Annotated in this window: 15 protein-coding genes; 11 read left to right on the top strand and 4 right to left on the bottom strand. The window is 70.0% G+C overall.

All coding sequences use genetic code 11. The features are described from left to right. Nucleotides 1-597: 597 nt before the first annotated feature. Nucleotides 598-1,080: a hypothetical protein gene (locus tag ABD156_RS23415; protein WP_344277402.1), complete on the bottom strand. Its 483-nt coding sequence runs from the start codon at nt 1,078-1,080 to the stop codon at nt 598-600. A 183-nt stretch (nt 1,081-1,263) separates the two neighbouring features. Here ABD156_RS23415 and ABD156_RS23410 point away from each other — a divergent pair, with 183 nt between their 5' ends. The 3 genes from ABD156_RS23410 to ABD156_RS23400 all read left to right on the top strand — a co-directional run bounded on the left by ABD156_RS23410 (nt 1,264) and on the right by ABD156_RS23400 (nt 4,517). Next, nucleotides 1,264-1,935 (top strand): GntR family transcriptional regulator, encoded by a 672-nt coding sequence (locus ABD156_RS23410; protein ID WP_344277400.1) that lies wholly within the window; start codon nt 1,264-1,266, stop codon nt 1,933-1,935. A gap of 64 nt (nt 1,936-1,999) precedes the next feature. After that, nucleotides 2,000-3,412 carry an aldehyde dehydrogenase family protein gene (locus ABD156_RS23405; RefSeq protein ID WP_344277398.1) on the top strand — a complete coding sequence of 471 codons (1,413 nt, stop codon included), beginning with the start codon at nt 2,000-2,002 and terminating at the stop codon, nt 3,410-3,412. Between the two features lie 22 nt (nt 3,413-3,434). Beyond that, complete coding sequence (locus ABD156_RS23400) at nt 3,435-4,517, top strand: alcohol dehydrogenase catalytic domain-containing protein (protein ID WP_344277395.1); 1,083 nt, start codon at nt 3,435-3,437, stop codon at nt 4,515-4,517. A gap of 41 nt (nt 4,518-4,558) precedes the next feature. On the opposite strand, the gene ABD156_RS23395 is transcribed toward ABD156_RS23400, so the two are convergent. Then, complete coding sequence (locus ABD156_RS23395; protein WP_425546110.1) at nt 4,559-6,832, bottom strand: transketolase-like TK C-terminal-containing protein; 2,274 nt, start codon at nt 6,830-6,832, stop codon at nt 4,559-4,561. Nucleotides 6,833-7,007: 175 nt separating this feature from the next. On the opposite strand from ABD156_RS23395, the gene ABD156_RS23390 reads away from it, so the two are divergent. Continuing rightward, on the top strand, nt 7,008-7,487 hold the full coding sequence (locus ABD156_RS23390; RefSeq protein ID WP_037815539.1) for an Lrp/AsnC family transcriptional regulator: 480 nt from the start codon (nt 7,008-7,010) through the stop codon (nt 7,485-7,487). 3 nt (nt 7,488-7,490) lie between these two features. Here the strand turns inward: ABD156_RS23390 and ABD156_RS23385 are convergent, their stop codons facing one another. Then, entirely contained in the window at nt 7,491-7,784 is a 294-nt protein-coding gene (locus ABD156_RS23385) for a DUF3040 domain-containing protein (RefSeq protein ID WP_344277388.1), read from the bottom strand. A 152-nt stretch (nt 7,785-7,936) separates the two neighbouring features. Between ABD156_RS23385 and ABD156_RS23380 the strand changes: the two genes are divergently transcribed. The 5 genes from ABD156_RS23380 (at nt 7,937) to treZ (ending at nt 17,156) form a co-directional block, all read left to right on the top strand. Beyond that, nucleotides 7,937-8,791 (top strand): TIGR03619 family F420-dependent LLM class oxidoreductase, encoded by an 855-nt coding sequence (locus tag ABD156_RS23380; RefSeq protein ID WP_344277385.1) that lies wholly within the window; start codon nt 7,937-7,939, stop codon nt 8,789-8,791. A gap of 264 nt (nt 8,792-9,055) precedes the next feature. Further along, nucleotides 9,056-10,996 carry a 4-alpha-glucanotransferase gene (gene malQ / locus ABD156_RS23375; RefSeq protein ID WP_344277382.1) on the top strand — a complete coding sequence of 647 codons (1,941 nt, stop codon included), beginning with the start codon at nt 9,056-9,058 and terminating at the stop codon, nt 10,994-10,996. A gap of 54 nt (nt 10,997-11,050) precedes the next feature. Beyond that, nucleotides 11,051-13,177, top strand: coding sequence for a glycogen debranching protein GlgX (gene glgX, locus ABD156_RS23370; RefSeq protein ID WP_344277379.1), 2,127 nt, complete (start codon nt 11,051-11,053; stop codon nt 13,175-13,177). Next, complete coding sequence (gene treY, locus ABD156_RS23365; RefSeq protein ID WP_344277378.1) at nt 13,174-15,450, top strand: malto-oligosyltrehalose synthase; 2,277 nt, start codon at nt 13,174-13,176, stop codon at nt 15,448-15,450. Before glgX (ABD156_RS23370) ends, treY begins: the two co-directional genes overlap by 4 nt. Continuing rightward, nucleotides 15,447-17,156, top strand: coding sequence for a malto-oligosyltrehalose trehalohydrolase (gene treZ / locus ABD156_RS23360; RefSeq protein ID WP_344277636.1), 1,710 nt, complete (start codon nt 15,447-15,449; stop codon nt 17,154-17,156). The genes treY and treZ overlap by 4 nt, the downstream gene beginning before the upstream one ends. Here the strand turns inward: treZ and ABD156_RS23355 are convergent. Beyond that, nucleotides 17,146-18,126 (bottom strand): helix-turn-helix transcriptional regulator, encoded by a 981-nt coding sequence (locus tag ABD156_RS23355; RefSeq protein WP_344277377.1) that lies wholly within the window; start codon nt 18,124-18,126, stop codon nt 17,146-17,148. The genes treZ and ABD156_RS23355 overlap by 11 nt on opposite strands. A gap of 177 nt (nt 18,127-18,303) precedes the next feature. Between ABD156_RS23355 and glgX (ABD156_RS23350) the strand changes: the two genes are divergently transcribed. Next, complete coding sequence (gene glgX, locus ABD156_RS23350; RefSeq protein ID WP_344277375.1) at nt 18,304-20,448, top strand: glycogen debranching protein GlgX; 2,145 nt, start codon at nt 18,304-18,306, stop codon at nt 20,446-20,448. 334 nt (nt 20,449-20,782) lie between these two features. Continuing rightward, entirely contained in the window at nt 20,783-22,762 is a 1,980-nt protein-coding gene (locus ABD156_RS23345) for an alpha-1,4-glucan--maltose-1-phosphate maltosyltransferase (RefSeq protein ID WP_344277372.1), read from the top strand. The last annotated feature ends 78 nt before the right edge of the window (nt 22,763-22,840 follow it).

The following is a 22,840-nucleotide window of genomic DNA, read 5'->3' as shown; positions in this document are numbered from 1 at the left end:
CTTGCCCGATCGGCGGCGCGGCTCTCCGGCAGGGGTTGGCCATCCGGCCGGATGGCCAACCCCTCGACTCGGGATGCGTGACCTGCTCGGTCCCGACGTCACCGGTTGAGTCGGCGGTGGCCAGGTGCAGCCGTCGCCGTCGGCGCTGTTCCCGAGCCGGATTGCCGACGGGCCCGGGTTGCTGACTGGCCTGCGTTGCCCGCCGGTGTGCGTTGCTGACTGGCCTGCGTTGCCTGCCAGCCTGCGTTGCTGACCGGCCCGCGTTGGCGGTCGCCCGCGTTAGGCGGGGCGGTTTGCCCAGTCGGCGGTACCGCTTCGGCGCTGAGGCACCGATGTCACGGTGCGATCCGGCTCGGCGTCGAGACGGCACGTCGGCGTCGAGCGCGTGACCACAGTGTCGTCCCCACACGGGAGACGAAACCGCGCCCTGGCCGGAATCTCTCTGCGTCGAGTCGGCAGTGTCGAGACCGAGACCGAGCCACCGAGGCGGAGCAACAGCGTCGAACCGACAACCGGGAGCGTCAAACCGACTTAGCCGGACATCGCCTCCGAACTGAGCCGAGTCACCCTCGTGCCGCGGATCTTTTCTGGCATCGGCTACTCACCCGCCGACGGGGTGTGGGTCACCAGCAGGGTCACGCCTGCTTCGCCGTCGCAGTCGACCATCACCGGGCCGACTCCGTTGCCTACCTTCGTGGTGACTTTCGCTGTTGCCTTGAAGGCTTCCGGGTTCGCGTCGACGATCTTGACGTCCTTCAGAATCTGGTGATCCGGGAATCCGCCGATCACCTTCTTCAGGCCCTTGCCGCCGCCGCAGTTGCCGGTGAGCGTGATGTCACCGCCGGGGGCGGCCGGGTTCGGGTCGATCTTCACGGTCGCCCTGGCTCCCTCCGGCGGCTGCTCGGCGGGCGGCTGGGCGGCAACCGCGGCGGGCACGGCGGCTGCGGCGACGGGCGACGCCGGATGATCGCCGGTGGCCGCCGCGGCGACGCCGATCGTTCCTCCGGCGATGGCGGCCGCCGCGAGTGCCGTGCCTGCTGCCAGACGGGCGTGGCGCAGAACCGAAGACTTCACTGACATTCCGTTTCCCTCCCTCGAAGTGTCCATTGAGGACACTGTGCGGTTCACCCCGGTGCAGGGGGTTCGTCCGGATAGTCGAGGCGACCCCCGCCGCAGGTTCTCGCCGGAGCGAAAAGTGACCGGGGTCACATCCGCGAGCAAGGGCTACGATAGCGGGAAATCGAACGCTGGCGGGGAGTTTTCGTGACAGTGGCCGGAGAAGCGCGCGAACGGCTGAGCCCGCGGGTCGCCAAACAGGTGCGCGATCTGATCCTGACCGGCGCGGTCCGCGGCGGCGAGCGGCTGCGGACGGAGCATCTGGCCGAACGCCTCGGCGTCAGCGCCACCCCGGTCCGCGAGGCGTTGATGGCGCTCGCGGGCGAGGGCATGGTGGATTTCCGTCCAGGGCGCGGATTCCGGGTGATCCCGGTGACGCGCCGCGACGTCGTGGACGTCTACGCGATGCAGGCCTACGTCTCCGGCGAGCTGGCCGCACGCGCGGCGGAGGCCTTCGACCCGGCGGGGCTGGCGCGGCTGGACGACCTCCAGCGCGAGATCGAGAAAACCGTCCGCGACGGCGACCTCGACGCGACCGAGCGGGCCGATTTCGCGTTGCATCGCATGGTCAATCACACGGCAGCCGCGCCGAAGTTCACCTGGATGCTCTCGTTGACGCTCAGGTACGTGCCGTTCTCGGCGTATGCGGACATTCCCGGCTGGCCGATTCTCGCGCGCGACGACCACGATCGGGTGCTCGCTGCCCTGAACGAGCGCAAGCCGGACGCGGCGCGGGACGCGATGGCGGCGCACATCCGCGAGGCGGGGGACCTGCTGGTCGATTTCCTTGCGGCACAGGGCGTCCTCGCGGCGCACTAGACAGCCGCGGCGTTTTCTATAGAATCCGGCGAGAGGGAGAGAACACCAGATCGAAGGAGACTCGGTGGCTGAGCGCGACGTGCTGTACATCGGCGGCGGATGGGTCCGTTCGGGCTCGGAAGCGACGATTCCGGTGGAAAACCCGGCCACTGAGCAGGTCCAGGCGCACATCCCGGAGGGCACGGCCGCCGACGTGGACCGAGCGGTCCGGGCGGCGCGCGAGGCGTTTCCGGCGTGGGCCGAAACCACCCGAGCGGAACGCGCCGAGCTGCTGCGCAAACTTCTCGACGGGCTGGCGAAGCGAGCCGACGAGATCGGCGAGACGATCGCGAAGGACGTCGGCACGCCGTTGCGGATCGCGACCCGGATCCAGGCCGCGCTGCCGCAGACCGACGTGAAGACATACGTCGACCTGCTCGGCCAGGACGAGCCGGAGGAGAAGGTCGGCAACTCGCTGATCGTCCGCGAACCGGCGGGCGTCGTCGCGGCGATCACGCCGTGGAATTACCCGCTGCACCAGATCACCTGCAAGATCGCGCCGGCGCTGGCGGCGGGCTGCACGGTCGTCGTGAAGCCCAGCGAGGTCGCGCCGCTGAGCGCGTACCAGCTGTTCGACGCGATCCACGAGGCCGGTTTTCCGCCTGGTGTGGTCAATCTGGTCACCGGATACGGGCCGGTGGTGGGCGAGGCGCTGGCGACGCATCCGGAGGTCGACGTCGTGTCGTTCACCGGTTCGGTGCGCGCCGGCACCCGGGTGGCTGAGGTGGCGGCACGCACGGTCAAGCGCGTCACGTTGGAGCTGGGCGGCAAGTCCGCCAACGTGATCCTCGACGACGCCGACCTCGCGACGGCGGTCAAGGTCGGCGTCTCCAACGCGTTCCTCAACGGCGGCCAGACCTGCACAGCGTGGACGCGCATGCTCGTCCCGCGAGAGAAGCACGACGAAGCGGTCGCGCTCGCGAAGACCTTCGCCGAAGGATTCACGACGGGTGATCCGTTGGACCCCAAGACAAAGCTGGGCCCGCTTGTCTCGGCAGCACAACGGGATCGGGTGCGCGGCTACATCGAAAAGGGCATCGCCGAGGGTGCGACTCTGGCGACGGGTGGGACCGAAGCTCCTGCCGGCACAGGCTACTTCGTCGCACCGACAGTTTTCGCCGGCGTTGACCCGGATTCGACGATCGCGCAGGAGGAGATCTTCGGCCCGGTGCTGTCGATCATCCCGTTCGACGACGAGGAAGACGCGCTGCGCATCGCGAACAACTCCCGCTACGGCCTGCACGGCGCGGTCTGGTCGGCCGACCAGGACCGGGCGCTGGCCTTCGCGCGCAAGGTCCGGACCGGGCAGATCGACGTGAACGGCGGGGCTTTCAACCCGCTCGCCCCGTTCGGCGGCTACAAGCAGTCCGGTCTCGGCCGCGAGATGGGCCGGGCCGCGCTCGACGAGTTCACCGAGCTCAAATCCATCCAGCTCTAGCACGACCCAAAGGAGAAGACCCGTGGTCAAAGCCGTGGTTGTGCGCGAGCAAGGCGGCCGTCCGGAGGTGTGCGACATCGTGCTGCCGCCGGTCGGGCCAGGCGACGTGCGGGTGCGGATCGCGGCCGCCGGGGTGTGCCATTCCGATCTGTCCATGGTGGACGGGACGCTGCGCCCGCAGTACCCGTTCGTGCCGGGACACGAGGCGTCCGGCGTCGTGGCCGAGGTCGGCGACGAGGTCGCGCACGTGCGGCCGGGGGACCGGGTGGTGCTCAACTGGGCCGCCGCCTGCCGGGAGTGCTGGTTCTGCCTGGCCGGGGAACCCTGGTTGTGCTCGGCGATCGAAGGCGTCACCACGTTGCCGCGCGGGGAACTGGACGGCGGGCCGCTCAACGTCTTGCTCGGGGTGGGCGGATTCGCCGAGGAGACCGTGGTGCCCGGGCGATCCGTCGTGCCGCTGCCGGACGGGGTGCCGCTCGATCTGGCCGCGTTGATGGGCTGCGCGGTGCTGACCGGGGTCGGCGCGGTGCGCAACACCGCAAAAGTCCGAAAAGGACAGAGCGTGCTCGTGCTCGGTCTCGGCGGGATCGGGCTGTGCGTGGTGCTCGGGGCGAAACTGGCGGGGGCCGGGCAGATCATCGCGGCCGATCTGTCGCCGGAGAAGGAAGCGCTCGCCCGCGCGGCCGGTGCGACGGATTTCCTGGTGAGCGACGACAAACTCGCCAAACAGGTCCGCGGGCTGACCGACGGTCGCGGCGCGGACTACGCCTTCGAATGCGTCGGCGCGGCCGCGACCATTCGCGCCGCGTGGAGTTCGGTGCGCCGCGGCGGGCACTGCACGGTGGTCGGCGTCGGGCGGAAGGACCAGCAGGTGGTGCTGAACCCGCTGGAGATCTTCCACTTCGCCCGAACGCTCACCAGCACCGTCTACGGCGCTTCCGACCCGGACGTCGACATCCCGGTTCTCGCCGACGAGGTCCGTTCGGGCGCGCTGAATCTGGAAACCCTGGTGACGCACCGGATTTCGCTCGACGAGGTCGGCGACGCGTTCGACCGGATGCGGCAGGGGCAGGGCGCTCGTTCGCTGATCCGGATCGGGAACTGAAGGACCGGCCGAGACCTCGCCAAGGCCCCGGCCGTCTTCGCTCAGTCCGCCACGTCCAGCGCCGCCTGAATGATGCTGTCCGTGTCGATGCCGTGGTGCCGGTACACGCTCTCCAGATCCCCGGACTGCCCGAACCGCGTCACGCCCAGGTGCGACGCCCGGACGCGGTGGACGTTCGCCAGGAACGCCAGCGTGTGCGGGTGCCCGTCCAAGACCGTCACCATCGGCGCGGAGCGTTCGGACGGCAGCGCCGACTCCAGGATCCACGTCTCGGCCGTATCCTGCCCCGCCCGCGCCTGCACGGCGCGGAACAGCAGACCAGGGCTCGTCACGCACACCACGTCCGCGTGCTTGCCCAGCGCGTCGAGCCGGTCGGCGGCCTCCAGCGCTTCGGTGACCATCGCGCCCATTGTCACCAGCGTGACGTCCGGACGCGCCACCGCGGCGGTGCGGATCGGGTACGCCCCGGCCACGACCTGGCGGCGGCGACGTTCCCGCGCGGCCGGGTCGGCAGGCACCGCGGCCAGGCTTTGGTCCACCGGACGGGTCGAAAGGCGCAGGTAGGCGGAGGTTCCGTCGGGGCGGCCGAGGCGCGACAGGGAAGCCAGCAGGGTCCACTCGACGTCCAAGGCGAAAGCCGGTTCGTACGTCACGCAGCCAGGCTGTTCGAGCCCGACCGACGGCGTGGTCACCGACTGGTGCGCACCGCCCTCGGGTGCGAGCGTGACGCCGGACGGCGTACCGACCAAAATGGACTGTCCGCCGCCGTAGATGCCGAACGACCACGGTTCCAGCGCGCGCTCCACGAAGGGGTCGTAAAGCACCCCGATCGGCAGCAGCGGACGGCCCCAGCGCGACCACGTGGTGCCGAGTTCGCCGAGTGCGCTCACCAGGTTCACCTCGGCGATGCCCAGCTCCAGATGCTGTCCGCTGGGCCGCTCGCGCCAGTGCAGGATCGTCTCGGGGTCGTCGGCGAACCAGTCGACGCGTTCCTGCGGCGACCACACGCCGACCTTGTTGACCCAGCCGCCGAGGTTGGTGCTGGACGAGACGTCCGGGCACAGCGTCACGACGAGTTCCGCCGCCTCGGGCGCTTCGCGGGTCAGATCAAGCAGCGCGCGGCCGAGCGCGGCCTGCGTCGTGGTGCGACCAGACGGCGTGCGGCCGATGTCGGACGGCAGTGCCGGAACCGGTTGCAGCGAAACGGTTTCCCGCTCCAGACGAGTGGCCGTCGAAGCGCACAGCTGGGCGGCGGCAGAGCCGTCGGGAAACTTCTGCCACGGGTTGTCGAGCGAGATCCCGACCCGTGAGGCCAGCGAACCCAGCTGCTCGGCGGTCAGCAGCGACGAGTGGTTCTGCGGATGTCCCTCGCTGGCGAGACCGAATCCCTTGACCGTGTAAGCGAAAACGACCGTCGGCCGGTGGTCCTCGATCGCGTCGAACGTGTCCAGCAGCGCGGACAGGTCGTGGCCGCCGAGGTTTCGGATGGCGGCGTGCAGCGTGTCGTCGTCGAGAGTGTCCAGCAGCGGAGCCAGTTCCGGCGTCGTCAGGCGTTCGCGCAGCTGCGCCGGGGTGCAGCGGATGAGCCGCTGGTACTCCGGGTTCGACATCTCGTCAATCCGCGTGCGCAGCGCCGCGCCGCCCGGCCGCTCGAACAGTTCTTGCAGCAGCCGGCCGTACTTCACGGTCAGCACCTGCCAGCCGGCCGCCTCGAACATGCCCTGCAGCCGGGTCGCGCCGATGTTCGGGACCACGCGGTCGAGCGACTGCCGGTTCAGATCGACGATCCAGACGACCTCGCCCAGTTCCGCCACGTTCGGGTCGAGGATCGCTTCCCAGCACGCGCCCTCGTCCAATTCCGCGTCGCCGACCAGCGAGTACTGCCGTCCGGTTCCCGCGCCGCCGCCGTGCGATTCGACGTAGCGCCGCGCCAGCGCACCCCAGATCGGGGCGGTCGCGCCGATGCCGACGGAACCGGTCGAGTAGTCGACGCGATCCGGGTCCTTCGAGCGCGACGGGTAGCTCTGCAGGCCGCCGAACTCGCGCAGCGTCGTCAGGTACTTCTCGTCGAGGTCGCCGAGCAGGTAGTTGATCGCGTGCAGAACGGGGGAGGCGTGCGGCTTGACCGAAACCCGGTCCTGCGCGCGGAGCCGGGCGAACCACAGCGCGGTCATGATCGACACCATCGAGGCGCTGGACGCCTGGTGCCCGCCGACCTTGAGCCCGGTCGGATTCGGCCGGACGCGGTTCGCGTGGTCGATGATCGCGGTCGACAGCCACAGCACCCGGTCCTGCACCTCGCGCAGGACGGTCACCGTGTCGTTGTCCGGAAGGCGTTCGGGGGCGGCGCTGCTCACGACGAATCGGACCTCTCTTGGGCGGAAAGTTCAGGACAGTCCAGCAGAGCTGGGTAGGGTGCACAACAAGCGCGTTCGACATTGCGCAGAACGCCCAGGTCGGCACCTCGCGGTGCGGAGAGGATTGCGCAGCATGCCCAGCACCCAGCGGCTCGACGCCACCGACGCCCGGATCCTGCTCGCGCTCGGCCGCACCCCGCGGGCGACCGCCGTCGCGCTCGCCGACGAACTGGGCCTGTCCCGCAACACCGTGCAAAGCCGGCTCGCCCGGCTCGAACAGGGCGACGCGCTGCGCTCGGCCGAACACCGGATCGACCCGGCCGCGCTCGGCTACCCGCTCACCGCGTTCGTCACCGTGCAAGCGCGGCAACGATTGCTGGACGAGGTCGGCCGCGCGCTCGCCGCGGTGCCGGAAGTGCTGCAGGTGCGCGGATTGACCGGGGCGCAGGACCTTCTGGTGCACGTCGTCGCGACGGACGCGGACGATTTGTACCGGATCGCCGGGGAAATCCTGGAAATCCCCGGCGTCGAGCGCACCAACAACGCGCTCGTCATGCGCGAGATGGTGCCTTACCGGCTCACCCCGCTGCTCGAACGCGCCGCGCAACGCTGAAAATCACGGCTGGTCGTCGGCCGCTCGCTCGCGGCCGCGCTGCAGCATGGCCCGGTGCGCCCACACCAGCAGCGGCGCGGCCAGCAGGCCCCACAGGAACCAGCCGGTGTCCCCGGCCATGAGGCCGAAGACCAGCATCAACAGGACGGTGGCTTCGGCGAGCACGAGGATCTTCCGCCACCGCCTGGACTGCGCGGGCAGCACGCCTTGGCTCAGCGTCGCGGCGAACACGGGGTCGCTCGCGGCGAGTTCCTCTTCGATCTTCCGCAGGGCGCTGCGGTCGCGATGGGGCAGCATGATCCCCTCCTCGGACAGGACGGGCCGGTGATCGCTCAAGTACCAGTGGAATACCCGGTCCATGTCGCCGTCAAGCCCGGGTTTCACCAGGAATAATCGCGCCGCGCCGGAGGCCGTTGCAAACTGAAACACGTTCTAATAACGTGCCGGGGGTGAGATACGGGATCGTGTTGTTCACCAGCGACCGGGGCATCTCCCCGGCGGCGGCCGCACAGGCCGCGGAAGAGGCCGGATTCGCGACGTTCTACGTGCCCGAGCACACCCACATCCCGATCCGGCGGGACGCCCCGCATCCCCGGACCGGCGACTCCTCGCTTCCGGACGACCGCTATCTGCGCACGCTCGACCCGTGGGTCGCGCTGGCCAGCGCGGTGCCGGTGACCTCCACGATCCGGCTGGCGACCGCGGTGGCGCTGCCGGTGGAGAGCGATCCGATCACGCTCGCCAAGACCGTCGCGACGCTGGACCACCTCTCCGGCGGCCGGGTCACGCTCGGCGTCGGGTTCGGCTGGAACACCGACGAACTCGCCGACCACGGCGTGCCAGGGAAGCGGCGGCGCACCGCGCTGCGCGAGTACCTCGAAGCGATGCGCGCGCTGTGGACCGAGGAAGAGGCGAGCTACTCGGGCGAGTTCGTGGAGTTCGGGCCGAGCTGGGCGTGGCCGAAGCCGGTGCAGCCCAAGGTGCCGGTGGTCGTCGGCGCGGGCGGGAACGAGCGCACGTTCCGCTGGATCGCGCGGCACACCGACGGCTGGCTGACTACGCCCGGCGAGGGCGACATCACCGAGAAAGTCGCGCAGTTGCGCGAAATCTGGCGCGAGGAAGGCCGCGACGGCGAGCCGGAGGTGATCGCGCTCGGCCCGCGCCCGGATCCGGAAGGGCTGGCCAAGCTCGAGGCGGCAGGCGTCACCGAGGTCGTGTTCGGGCTCCCGGACCGCTCGGCGGGCGAGGTCGAGGCATGGCTGGACCGGCTCGCCGGGAAGCTCGGGCAGCTGACCGGAGCCTGACGGCGTCCACTTGGGACCGCACTACCTCCGTTGGTATGGACCTGCGCGCTGAGATGGCGAAAAGCGCCTGAACGGGTGAACTCGGCCGTCGCGCGTCATTCCTGAGGCGGCCTTCCCTCTTGTTTCGTGTGGCGGTGACCGGCCGGCACGCCCCCCGACCGGCCGGTCACCGCTTCGCCCGTCTGCGGCGGCGAGGCGAATGGCGCCGCGCGGCGCCGCCCGGGACACTGGCCCGGTGCGCATTCCCGTTCCCCGGACCGAAACGTGACCCCCGAACTGGCCGAACTGGCCGCTGCCCACGGCGTCGCGACCCGCTACGAAAACGCCGACCAGATCGAAGTACAGGTCGACCCTGACATCGTGATCGCCGTATTGGCGCAGCTCGACGTCGATGCCGGTACTCCACAAGCAATTCAGCGAGAATTGGCCGCGGTGCGGGAAGCCCGTGCCTCGCAAGCGTTGCCGCCGACTGTCGTCGTGCGCGCCGGGCAAGAACGCGAACTCGGCCAAGCTGTCACAGTCGAACTCGAAGACGGCACTGCGCGTGACGTCGGCGCCACACTTCCGGCTGACCTTCCGCTGGGCTGGCACGAGATCGTCACCGCGGCGCAACGGGTTTCGCTGGCCGTCGTCCCGGACCGGCTGCCCGCGGTGCCGCCCGAGTGGGGCTGGATGCTGCAGCTTTACGCGCTGCATTCCGAACAGTCGTGGGGAATGGGCGATTTCGGCGATCTCGCCGTAATGGCGTCCCGCTCGGCCGCCGAACTGGGCGCGGGCGTGCTGCTGGTCAACCCGGTGCAAGCGATCAGCCCGGCGCACCCGGTCGAACGGTCGCCGTATTCGCCGTCCAGCCGCCGGTTCGCGAATCCGCTGTACCTGCGGGTCACCGACACCGAGGCGTTCGCCTCCGCTGACGAAGACACGAAGCGGCAGGTGCGGGAGCTCGCGCCGGATCCGATCGGCGAACTGATCGACTACGACGCCGTGTGGACCGCCAAACGCGCCGCGCTGGAACTGTTGCGGCCCTACCACCCGCACTCGATCGAATTGGATGACGACCTTCGCGACTTCGCCGCCTTCGGCGCGCTCGCCGAGGTGCACGGCAGCGACTGGCGCGAGTGGCCCGAGCCGCTGCGCGATCCCGGCAGCGCCGAGGTGGCCGCCGCGCGCGAGGAACTGGCGAAGCGGATCGAGTTCCACGGCTGGCTCCAGCAGCTCTGTCACGAGCAGCTCGACAACGTCCGCCGCGCCGCGCGTGAAGCGGGCATGCCGGTCGGCGTCGTGCACGATCTGCCGGTCGGGGTGCATCCCGGCGGCGCGGACACCTGGGCGCTGCGGGACGTGTTCGCCGCGCGGGTGCGGGTCGGGGCGCCGCCGGACGCGTTCAACCAGCAGGGCCAGGACTGGAATCTGCCGCCGTGGCGGCCGGATCGGCTCGCCGAAGCCGGGTACGCGCCCTTCCGCGACGTCGTGCGCGGCGTGTTGCGGCACGCCGACGGCATCCGGGTGGACCACGTCGCCGGGATGTGGCGGCTGTGGTGGATTCCGCCGGGCGAACCGGCCGGCCGCGGCACGTATGTGCACTACGACGCCGAAGCGATGCTCGGCGTGCTCGCGCTGGAAGCGCATCGCGCGGGCGCGGTCGTGGTGGGGGAGGACCTCGGCACTGTCGAGGACACCGTCACCGAAACCATGCACGAACGCGGCCTGCTCAGCTCCGCGGTGCTGTGGTTCCAGCGCGACTGGGACGCGCCCGGCAAGCCGTTCGTCCGCCCGGAGAGCTGGGATCCGGACGCGATGGCCAGCATTTCCACGCACGACCTGCCGACGGTGTCCGGCTGGCTCGCCGCCGAGCACGTGCGCGTGCGCGCCGAACTCGGCCAGCTCGACCGTCCGGTGGAGCAGGAGTACGCCGAAGCGGCGGCTGAGCGGACGGCGTTGCTCGAACTGGTTGCCAGCGAAGGAATTCCGGACGACGACTTGGTGGTCGCCTTGCACACGCTGCTCGCTTCGGCGGCGTCGCGGCTGGTGCTTACCGCACCGGCGGATGTCGTCGGCGAACGGCGCCAGCCGAATTTGCCGGGCACAGTGGATGAGTACCCTAACTGGCGCATCCCGCTTCCCGTCACTGTCGACGGGTTCTTCGCCGACCCGCGGGTGCGGGCGGCGGTCGCCCCGCTCGCCGCGGCCCGCCCGGTGCGCTGAAAAACTCGAAAAGCCCGTCCGGACAACGAAAACCGATGCCCAAGGAGAAGCCCTGTGCGGCCCTGGCCCGGAAAGCCCTACCCGCTCGGCGCGACCTACGACGGCGTGGGGACGAACTTCGCGCTGTTCTCCGAGGTCGCCGAGCACGTCGATCTCTGCCTGTTCGACGACGAGGGCAACGAAACCCGCTCGCGGCTGGAGGAGGTCGACGGCTTCGTCCACCACGGCTACCTGCTCGGCGTGGGCCCCGGGCAGCGGTACGGATTCCGCGTGCACGGGCCGTACGACCCGAGCCGCGGCCAGCGCTGCAACCCGAGCAAGCTGCTGATCGACCCGTACGCCAAGGCGTTGTCGCGCGGCGTCGACTGGACTGAAGCGCTGTTCAGCTACCGCTTCGACGACCCGGAGCAGTTCAACGAGGACGATTCCGCCGGCCACGTGCCGTACTCGCTGGTGGTCAGCCCGTTCTTCGACTGGGCCAACGATCGTGCGCCGCGGGTGCCGTACCACGAAACGGTGATCTACGAGACGCACGTGCGCGGCATGACGATGACGCATCCGTTCGTGCCCGAGCGGCTGCGCGGCACGTACGCCGGGCTGGCGCACCCGGCGATCGTGGAGCACCTGCAGAAACTCGGCGTGACCACAGTGGAGCTCATGCCGGTGCACCAGTTCGTCACCGACCACGGTCTCGACGAGAAGGGCCTGCGCAACTACTGGGGTTACAACACGATCGGGTACTTCGCGCCGCACGACGGGTACGCCGCGATGCAGGGCCAGGGCGGGCAGGTGCAGGAGTTCAAGGGCATGGTCCGCGCCCTGCACGAGGCGGGCATCGAAGTGATCCTCGACGTGGTCTACAACCACACCGCCGAGGGAAACCACCTCGGCCCGACGTTGTCCATGCGCGGCATCGACAACGAGGCGTACTACCGCCTGGTCGAGGACGATCCGCAGTACTACATGGACTACACCGGCACCGGGAACTCGCTCAACGTGCGCAGCCCGCACACGCTGCAGCTGATCATGGATTCGCTGCGGTACTGGGTGACCGAGATGCACGTGGACGGCTTCCGGTTCGACCTCGCCTCCGCGCTGGCCCGCGAGTTCTACGACGTCGACCGGCTGTCGACGTTCTTCGACCTCGTGCAGCAGGACCCGATCGTGAGCCAGGTGAAGCTGATCGCCGAACCGTGGGACGTCGGGCCGGGCGGTTACCAGGTCGGCAATTTCCCGCCGCTGTGGACGGAGTGGAACGGGCAGTATCGCGACACCGTCCGCGATTTCTGGCGCGGCGAACCGTCCACGCTGGGCGAATTCGCGTCGCGCATCACCGGTTCGTCGGACCTGTACCAGGACGACGGCCGCCGCCCGTTCGCGTCGATCAACTTCGTCACCGCGCACGACGGCTTCACGCTCACCGATCTGGTGTCCTACAACGAAAAGCACAACGAGGCCAACGGCGAGGACAACCGCGACGGCGCGGACGACAACCGCTCGTGGAACTGCGGCGTCGAGGGTCCGACCGACGACGAAGAGGTGCTCGCGCTGCGCGCTCAGCAGCGGCGGAACCTGCTCGCCACGATGCTGTTGTCGCAAGGCGTGCCGATGTTGCTGCACGGCGACGAACTCGGCCGCACCCAGGAGGGCAACAACAACGCCTACTGCCAGGACACCGAACTGTCCTGGATGGACTGGGAACTCGCCACGGAGAACGCGGATCTGGTCGAGTTCACCGCCGCGCTGACCGCGTTCCGCAAGGCGCATCCGGTGTTCCGCCGCCGCCGGTTCTTCCAGGGCAAACCGGTGCGCAAGGGCGAGGAACTGGGCGACATCGCCTGGTTCACGCCCGCGGGCGAGGAGATGACCGAGCAGAACTGGGACGACGCGTTCGGCAAATCGGTGGTGATTTTCCTGAACGGGGAAGGGATTCCGGACCTCGATCCGCGCGGGATGCCAGTGGAGGACGATTCGTTCCTGCTGGCGTTCAACGCGCACTGGGAGGACATCGCGATGACCTTGCCGGGCAATGGCTACGGTCGCGAATGGACAGTCGTGGTCGACACCGAGACCGGCAGCGTCGGGAAAGGCGACGTCGAGCCGGTCGAGGGCGGCGGCAAGTTCACGCTCGGCGCGCGTTCGCTGGTCGTGTTGCAGCGCACCGCGAAGGAGGGCGAATGAGCACGCCGTCCTCGACGTACCGGGTGCAGTTGCGGCCGGAGTTCGGCTTTGCCGAGGCTTCGGGGATCGTGGATTACTTGCGCGAGTTGGGTGTCGGCGCGTTGTACGGCTCGCCGATGCTCGACGCGACGCCCGGGTCCACGCACGGCTACGACGTCACCGATCCGACGCGCGCCCGGGGCGAATTGGGCGGCGAGGATGCGCGGAAGGCGTTGTCGGCGCGGCTGAAAGACGCCGGGCTCGGGTTCGTGGTGGACATCGTGCCGAACCACATGTCCGTCGAGGTGCCGAAGGCGAACCAGTGGTGGTGGGACGTCCTGCGGAACGGCCAGGATTCGCCGTACGCCGCGTTCTTCGACATCGACTGGCACCGGGGTCGGCTGCTGCTGCCGGTGCTCGGCAACGACAACGACGAGCTGACGATCGAAGGTGACGAACTCGTCTACTACGACCACCGGTTCCCGATCGCGCCCGGCACCGGCGACGGCACGCCGCGGGAGGTGCACGCGCGCCAGCATTACGAGCTGGTCGGCTGGCGGCGCGGCAACCGCGAGCTGAACTACCGGCGGTTCTTCGACATCACGAACCTGGCCGCGGTCACCGTGGAACGGCCGGAGGTGTTCGCCGAGACGCACGGCGAGCTGCTGCGCTGGGTGTCCGACGGCGACGTCACCGGCCTGCGCGTGGACCATCCGGACGGCCTCGCCGACCCCGGCGGCTACTTCCGACGGCTCCGCGAGGGCGCGCCCGGTGCGTGGCTGGTGGCCGAGAAGATCCTGCATCCCGGCGAGGCGCTGCCGCAGAGCTGGCCGGTCGACGGGACCACTGGATACGACGCGCTGCGCGAGATCACCGGCGTGTTCGTGGACCCGGCCGCCGCGTCGGTCTTCACCAGGCTCGCCGCCGAACAGGGCGTGCGCACCGATTACCACTCGGTCGAGGAACGCGCGCGGCGCTTGGTGACCGACGGCATGCTGGTCGCCGAGGTGCACCGGATCGCCGCCTTGCTCCAAGGCGTGGACGCGGACGCGGCCCGCGCTGCCGTGGCCGAGGTAATGATCGCGTTCCCGGTCTACCGTTCGTATCTGCCCGAGGGCGCCGGGCATTGGGCGACGGCCGTCGCGCGGGCGCGCAAGCGGCGGCCCGAGCTGGCCCCGGCGCTCGACGCGCTCGACAGCCAGGTGCGCGGCGCGCCGGACTGCGAGCTGGCGACGCGGATCCAGCAGACGTCCGGCATGGTCGTCGCGAAGGGCACCGAGGACACCACGTTCTACCGGTTCACCCGGTTCGCCGCGCTGAACGAGGTCGGCGGAAATCCGGACCGATTCGGCTTGAGCACCGGGGAATTCCACACGCTGGCCGCGGGGCGGGCAGCCGCGGCTCCGGCCACGATGACCACGCTGACCACTCACGACACGAAGCGTTCCGAGGACACACGGGCGCGGATGGTCGCGCTGTCGGAGGTCGCGGACGAGTTCGCGGTCGCGGTCCGGCGCTGGACTGCCGCGCGCGGCATTGACGAGCCTGCGCTGAATCTCCTTGCGTGGCAGACGCTTGTGGGCGCGTGGCCGATCTCGCCGGAGCGGCTGCGCGACTACCTCGACAAGGCCGCGAAGGAAGCGAAACTCCGCACTTCGTGGACCGATCACGACGAGGACTTCGAGCGAGCCGTCGCCGAGTGGCCGTCCGCCGTGCTCGGCGATGCGGCCTTGGCGGCGGACGTCGAATCGTTCGTCAAACGGGTGCGCGGCGCGGGCTGGGCGAATTCGCTGGGCCAGAAGCTGGTGCAGCTGGCCGGACCCGGCGTGCCGGACGTCTACCAGGGCACCGAGCTCTGGGACTACTCGCTGGTCGATCCGGACAACCGCCGCGAGGTCGACTACGCCGTCCGGCGCTCGCTGCTCGAACGCGTCCAAGCTGGCGAGTCCTTTGAAATCGACGAGACCGGTGCGGCGAAGCTGCTGGTGGTGCACCACGCGCTGACCCTGCGTCGAGACCGGCCGGAACTCTTTACTGGCTACCGGCCGTTGCAGGCCGAAGGCGTTGCCGCAGAACACCTTCTGGCCTTCGAGCGCGGAGGTGGCCTGACCGTGGCAGTTACCCGGCTGCCCGTGGGACTGCACCGTGCAGGTGGCTGGCGAGACACCGTCCTGCCGCTGCGTGCCGGCGAATGGACCGACGTGCTGACTGGCCGTGGGGTAGGCGACGCACCGCAAGCTTCGGCGTTGTTCGAGCAGTACCCAGTCGCGCTTCTGGTACGAGAGGACTCCTGATGTTCCGTGTGTGGGCCCCGTCCGCCGAGCGCGTCCGCGTCCGCGTGGACGGCACCGACCACGAGATGACCGCCGCCGACGACGGCTGGTGGCAGGCCGACGTCACCGGCACCGACTACGCCTTCCTGCTCGGCGACGACGACCGTCCGCTGCCGGATCCGCGCTCGCAGCGCCAGCCGGACGGCGTGCACGAAGCGTCGCGCGTCTACGACCATTCCGCCTTCGAGTGGACCGACCAGTCCTGGACCGGTCGGCAGCTGCCCGGCGGCGTGGTCTACGAACTGCACGTCGGCACCTTCACCGAGGCAGGCACGTTCGACGCGGTCATCGACCGGCTCGGGCACCTGGCCGACCTCGGCGTCACGCACGTCGAACTGCTGCCGGTGAACTCCTTCGACGGCACCGCGGGCTGGGGCTACGACGGCGTCCTGTGGGGTGCCGCGCACGAACCGTACGGCGGCCCCGACGGGCTGAAACGCCTGGTCGACGCCTGCCACGCACGCGGGCTCGCGGTGGTGCTCGACGTCGTCTACAACCACCTCGGCCCGTCCGGCGCCTACCTCGACCGGTTCGGTCCGTACTTCGCCGGCCGCACCGACTGGGGTGCGGGCCTGAACCTCGACGGCCCCGGTTCGGACGAAGTTCGCCGCTACGTCCTGGACAACGCGCTGGGCTGGCTGCGCGACTTCCACCTCGACGGCCTGCGCCTGGACGCCGTGCACGCGCTGGTCGACAAACGCGCCGTGCACCTGCTGGAGGAACTCGCCACCGAGGTCGAGGCCCTGTCCGCAGCCCTGAACCGCCCGCTGACGTTGATCGCCGAGTCCGACCAGAACGACCCGAAGCTCGTCACCGCCCGTGATGCCGGGGGTTACGGCCTGCACGCGCAGTGGTCCGACGACCTGCACCACGCGCTGCACGTCCGGCTCACCGGCGAAACCACCGGCTACTACACCGATTTCGCCGAGCCCGGCGCGCTGGCCAGAACCCTGCGGGAAGCGTTCTTCCACGCGGGCACGTGGTCGTCGTTCCGCTCCCGCACGCACGGCCGCCCGCTCGACCGGCGCGTCGCCCCCGGCCACCGGTTCCTGGCCTACCTGCAGGACCACGACCAGATCGGCAACCGCGCGACCGGGGACCGGCTGTCCGCGACCGTCTCGCCCGGCCTGCTGGCCTGCGGCGCGGCGGTGGTGTTCTGCTCGCCGTTCACGCCGATGCTGTTCATGGGCGAGGAGTGGGCCGCGGAGACGCCGTGGCAGTTCTTCGCGTCGTTCCCGGACCCGGAACTGGCCGAGGCCGTCCGCACCGGCAGGCGTCGCGAGTTCGCCCGGCACGGCTGGGGCGAAACGGACGTCCCGGACCCGATGGACCCGGCCACCGTCGCCCGCTCGCGGCTCGACTGGTCGGAACCGGGCAAGCCGGGCCACCGCGAGATCCTCGGCCTGTACCGGACGCTGATCCGGCTCCGCCGCTCATACCCGGAGTTGACCGATCCACGGCTGGACCGGGTGGCCGTGGAGACCGCGCCGGACGATTCGTGGCTGATCCTGCACCGCGGCGGGCTGCGGCTGGCGTGCAACTTCGCGGCGAAGCCGGTCGAGCTCCCGGTGGCGGGGGAGGTGCTGGCTTCGTGGGGGAATCCCGAGGTGGGCGCTGCGGCGACGGTGTTGCCCGCGGAGTCGTTCGTGTTGGTCGCTACTCGCTGAACTCGGGGTAGCGACGGAGCATCGACCTCAGCGCCTCGGCCAGCCGATCGCGAAGCCCTTGCGGCGCAACGACTTCCGCCAACGGCCCAAGCCGCAGCAGGTCGTGGACGGCTTGGTCGGGGTGCTCGATCGGAACGGCCACGCGCGTCCAGCCGTCCGCCTCGACCACCCCGGTCTCCACCGCGGCACGCGCAATGGCGGGCTCGGCGAGCTGAGGCAACAGTCGCATCCCCTCCGGCGACAGCCGCAGCACAGCCTCGCCCCGGTGTCGTCGCGAGTCGAAGTCATCGAGGTAGTTCCGCCAGTAGCCGCCCAGATCGAAATCCTCAACCCGGTCAAAGGCCTCGTCGAGCAGCACCGCCTCGACGATCCGCGCCACCCGGTAAGTCCGGAACTCCCCGGAACGCCGGGCGACCAGGTACCAGTGACCGGCCTTGAGCACCACGCCGTACGGCTCGACCACCCGCGTCGCGTCGTGAGGCGCGGCCCAGCGCTGGTACCGGATCCGGACACGTCGTTGCTGCCACACGGCGTCCGAGACGGTCGGCAACTGCGGCGTGGCTTCCGCGTCGTGATACCAGGACGCCGCGTCCAGATAGAACCGCTCGCGGACCCGGTCGGCATGAGACCGCAGTTCGGCCGGGAGCGCGGCCAGCAGTTTGCGCTCGGTGTTCGCCGCGACCGGCCCGAGACCGAGCCCGGAAGCCGCGGCGGGCAGGCCGGTGAGGAAGAGCGCCTCGGCTTCCTGCCTGGTCAGGCCGGTCAGCTGGGTGCGGTACCCGTCGACCAGCCGGTACCCGCCGTCGTGGCCGGGTTCGCCGTACACCGGGATCCCGGCCGCGCTCAACGCTTCAATATCGCGGTAGATCGTCCGCGGGGTGACCTCCAGCCGGGCGGCCAGGTCGTCCGCGGTTCTCGGCTGCCGGGCTTGGAGCAGCAACAGGATGGAGACGAGGCGGCTCGCGCGCATGGGCCCAGCATGCCTCGGTCCACTGACAAAACCTGTCACCAATTCCGAGGTCGGAGGGCGCGCCCGGCCCGCGACCCCTACCGGCATCGCCATCGGCCCAGGTCATCACCCCTGCCCCGGGCAAGTTCAGCCAAGCGCCGGAGCCCGCCGCCGCCGGGGGTTTGAAAAGATCGGCCCATGGCACAGCGACCCGCAACCGACAACCAGGTCCTCGCCGGACGTCCGTTTCCGCTTGGCGCCCACCCGGAGGCGGGCGGCGTCCGGTTCGCGGTGACGTCCGCCGTCGCCGACGCGGTGGAGGTGTGCCTCGTCGGGGACGACGGCTCCGAGCGGCGGATCGAGCTGACCGAACGCACGTTCGGCGTCTGGCACGGGCTCGTCCCGGGCGTCACGGTCGGTCAGCGCTACGGCTACCGCGTGCACGGTCCGTACGACCCGGCGCACGGTTACCGCTGCAACCCGGCCAAGCTCCTCGTCGACCCGTACGCGCGCCGGATCGACGGGAGGCTCGCCGGCCTGCACGCCGCGCAGGGGTTCACCGGCGATCCCGAGCGCGGTCCGATGTCCACTGTGGACTCATTGGGCGCGGTGCCGTTGTCGGTGGTCACCTCGCCGGGCGGACAGGACACCGGGGTCAAACCCGAGGTGCCGTTCGAGGAATCGGTGATCTGCGAACTCCACGTGAAGGGGTTCACCCAGCAGCATCCGTTCATCCCGGAGGCGCTGCGCGGCACGTACCTCGGCCTCGCGCACCCGGTGGCGATCGAGCATCTGACCCGGCTCGGCGTGACGACCGTCGAACTGCTGCCGGTGCACGCGTTCGCCGACGAGCCCGCGCTGATCCGCTCGGGGCGGCACAACTACTGGGGCTACTCGCCGCTGGGCTACTTCGCGCCGCACGCCGGGTACGCGAGCGAGCCGGGCCGCGAGGTCGAGGAATTCCGCACGATGGTGGCGGCCCTGCACGCGGCCGGCATCGAGGTGCTGCTCGACGTCGTCTTCAACCACACCTGCGAAGGCGGCCCGGACGGCCCGACGCTCTCGCTGCGCGGCCTCGACGCCCCGGCGTACTACCTGCACACCCGCCGCGGCCACATGGCCGACCTCACCGGCTGCGGCAACACCCTCGACGCCGGTTCGCCGACGGTCGTCCGCCTGGTCACCGATTCGCTGCGGTACTGGACGCAGGAGATGGGCGTCGACGGGTTCCGCTTCGACCTGGCCAGCACGCTCGGCCGCCCGCGCGGCGAGATGTTCGACCGCGAGTCCACGATGCTCACCGCGATCACCACCGACCCGGTGCTGTCGCGCTGCAAGCTGATCGCCGAACCGTGGGACGCGACCGGCGAGGGCTACCGCGTCGGCGACTTCGGCGCGCAGTGGGCCGAGTGGAACGGCCGCTACCGGGACACGGTCCGCGATTTCTGGCGCGGCGCGACCGGCGTCCGCGACCTCGCGTACCGGCTGTCCGGCTCGTCCGATCTGTACGACCACAACCTGCGCCGGCCGTGGCAGTCGATCAACTTCGTCACCGCGCACGACGGCTTCACGCTGCGGGACCTGGTGTCCTACAACGAAAAGCACAACGAGGCCAACGGCGAGGACAACCGCGACGGCACGAACGACAACCGGTCGTGGAACCACGGCGCGGAGGGCGAGACCGACGACGCGGCGATCGTGGCGCTGCGCACCCGCCAGGCGCGCAACCTGTTCGCGACGCTGCTGCTGTCCACCGGCACGCCGATGTTCACCGCGGGCGACGAGATGTGGCGGACCCAGCAGGGCAACAACAACGCCTACTGCCTCGACGACGAAACGTCGTGGGTCGACTGGACCCCGACCGAGACCTCGGAGCCGATGCTCGAGTTCGCCCGCCGCTTGATCCGGCTGCGCGCGCACAGCCCGGCGCTGCGGCAGCCGGAGTTCTTCGAAGGCCGCACGACGGTCACCGGCAAGCCCGACCTCGTGTGGTTCCGGCCGGACGGCGAGGAGTTCGACGAGATCGACTGGTTCGACGAGGACCGCCGCACGCTCTGCATGTGGATCGACGGGTCGAACAGCCAGGCGCGCAACCGCGAGGGCGCGCTCGTCACCGACCATTCGTGGCTGCTGGTGCTGCACGCGGGCGCGGAACCGGCCGAGATCGTGCTGCCCGGCCCGGAGTACGGCGAGACCTTCAAGCCCACATTGGACACCAGCACCGCCGACGGCACTCCGGCCAACCCCGGCGTGCTGGAGCCGAAGGCGCGGATCACGGTCGAGGCGCGGTCGCTGCTGTTGCTGCGCGCGCCGCGGGACACCGTCGAGATCCCGCAGCTCTAGCCCCGCGCTCACTCCGGAAGAAGTCCGTGAGGGGAACCCTGAGGGACTCTGATTCCCGCAGGGTTCCCCTCACGGACATCTGTAGCGATACTCGCGAGTAATCACCGGAACGTGGCGGCCGATTGTTAACGCAATTCGGCGCTCGTGTTGCGGGCGGGAGACGGGAATGCGTCGGGGAGTTCCGCCGAATGGGCGCGTTTCGCCCGACCGGGTGGCGGGAATTTCCGAAAAAGGCCCCGCTGTCAACGGCTTTGGAGGAATCAGGCACACTGACCGTGCTCGCGGAAGCACACTCCGACCACCCTCCCACCCACCGTGAAAAAGGGGCATTGCCATGACCGGCAGGCTCGGGATCGACGACGTCGCACCCATTGTCAGCTGCGGCCGATATCCGGCGAAAGCCGTTGCAGGCGAACATTTCCCCGTCACGGCCACGGTCTGGCGGGAGGGCCACGACGCGGTCGCCGCGACGGTCGCCTGGCGCGGTCCCGGCGATCGCGCCGCGCGCCAGACGCGGATGGCCGAGCAGGGCCGGGGGCTCGACCGGTTCGGCGCGGTGATCGTGCCCGACGCCGAGGGCATGTGGACCTATCGGGTGGACGCGTGGAGCGATCCGTGGGCCACTTGGGAGCACGCGGTCGAGGTGAAGATCGCCGCCGGGCAGGGGTCGGGGGAGCTGGCCAACGACCTGGAGAGCGGGGCGCTGCTGCTCGACCGCGTGTCGCGCCGCCCGGAGCGCCGGGCCGAGCGCCCGCTGCTCGCCGGGGCCGCGGCCGCGCTGCGCGACGACGAACGCGATCTCGCCGAGCGCGTCGGACCGGCGCTGTCGCCCGAGGTCCGCCAGCTCATGCACGATTTCCCGGTGCGCGAGCTGATCACCAAGGGCCGTGTGCTGAAGCTGTGGGTCGACCGCAAACGCGCCGCTTTCGGTTCCTGGTACGAATTCTTCCCCCGTTCCACCGGCGGCGTCGACGCGCAGGGCCGCGCGGTGCACGGCACCTTCGCCACCGCCGAGCGCGAGCTGGACCGCGTCGCGGGCATGGGGTTCGACGTCGTGTACCTGCCGCCGGTGCACCCCATCGGCCGGGTGAGCCGCAAGGGCCCCAACAACACTCTCGACGCGACGCCGGACGACGTCGGCTCGCCGTGGGCGATCGGCGCGGACGAGGGCGGGCACGACGCGATCCACCCGGAGCTCGGCACGATCGAGGATTTCGACTCCTTCACCGCCCGCGCGGACGAACTCGGCCTCGAGGTCGCGCTCGACCTCGCGCTGCAGGCCGCGCCCGATCACCCCTGGGTGGTCAAGTACCCGGAGTTCTTCACCACCCGCCCGGACGGCACCATCGCCTACGCGGAGAACCCGCCGAAGAAGTACCAGGACATCTACCCGGTCAACTTCGACAACGACCCGCGCGGCATCTACGACGAGGTGCTGCGCGTCGTGCTGCACTGGGTGTCGCACGGGGTGCGGATCTTCCGGGTCGACAACCCGCACACCAAGCCGCCGGACTTCTGGGCGTGGCTGATCCAGTCGGTGAAGGACGCGCATCCGGACGTGCTGTTCCTCGCCGAGGCGTTCACCCGGCCGGCCCGGCTGTGGGGGCTGGCGAAGCTCGGCTTCACCCAGAGCTACACCTACTTCACCTGGCGCACCACGAAAGAAGAGTTGACCGAGTTCGGCACGGACCTCGTCGAGCACTGGGATCACGGACGGCCGAACCTGTTCGTGAACACCCCGGACATCCTGCACGAATCGCTGCAGCACGGCGGTCCGGGCATGTTCGCGCTGCGCGCCGCGCTCGCCGCGACGATGTCGCCGACCTGGGGCGTGTACTCCGGCTACGAGCTGTTCGAATCCGAGGCGGTGCGGCCGGGCAGCGAGGAGTACCTCGACTCGGAGAAGTACCAGCTGCGCCCCCGCGATTTCGCCCGCGCGCTCGCCGAAGGCCGTTCGCTGGAACCGTGGCTGACCCGGCTCAACGCCGTCCGCCGCGCGCACCCCGCGCTGCAGGGCATGCGGTCGCTGCGCTTCCACCACGTCGACAGCGAAGCGCTGCTGGCCTACTCCAAACAGGACCCGGCGACCGGCGACACAGTCGTCACCGTGGTGAACCTCGACCCGCACGGCGCGCACGAGGGCACGCTGTGGCTCGACCTGCCCGCGCTCGGCTTCGACTGGTCGGAGCGGCTCATCGCGCACGACGAGGTCACCGGCGAGACGTGGGACTGGGGCCAGGCGAACTTCGTCCGGCTCGAACCGTGGCGGGCGGTCGCGCACATCGTGGCGCTGCGCCGCAGGCTCGCGGCCTGAACTCCGCAACGGCACTTCGCGAGTGGTTATCCCGGCTCTGTTCGGGATAACCACTATTCAGCACAGGCACTCAGGACA

The organism is Amycolatopsis albidoflavus (assembly GCF_039525725.1).
Classification (GTDB): domain Bacteria; phylum Actinomycetota; class Actinomycetes; order Mycobacteriales; family Pseudonocardiaceae; genus Amycolatopsis; species Amycolatopsis albidoflava.
This window is presented reverse-complemented; position numbering and strand designations above follow the sequence as displayed.

What these genes read in the sequence shown, in the direction of transcription:
- ABD156_RS23390 (WP_037815539.1), top strand. Translation starts at nt 7,008, where the DNA reads ATGCCCAGCACCCAGCGGCTCGACGCCACCGACGCCCGGATCCTGCTC.
- treY (WP_344277378.1), top strand. Translation starts at nt 13,174, where the DNA reads ATGAGCACGCCGTCCTCGACGTACCGGGTGCAGTTGCGGCCGGAGTTC.
- ABD156_RS23355 (WP_344277377.1), bottom strand. Translation starts at nt 18,126, where the DNA reads ATGCGCGCGAGCCGCCTCGTCTCCATCCTGTTGCTGCTCCAAGCCCGG.
- ABD156_RS23415 (WP_344277402.1), bottom strand. Translation starts at nt 1,080, where the DNA reads ATGTCAGTGAAGTCTTCGGTTCTGCGCCACGCCCGTCTGGCAGCAGGC.
- glgX (WP_344277375.1), top strand. Translation starts at nt 18,304, where the DNA reads ATGGCACAGCGACCCGCAACCGACAACCAGGTCCTCGCCGGACGTCCG.
- ABD156_RS23385 (WP_344277388.1), bottom strand. Translation starts at nt 7,784, where the DNA reads ATGCTGCCCCATCGCGACCGCAGCGCCCTGCGGAAGATCGAAGAGGAA.
- ABD156_RS23345 (WP_344277372.1), top strand. Translation starts at nt 20,783, where the DNA reads ATGACCGGCAGGCTCGGGATCGACGACGTCGCACCCATTGTCAGCTGC.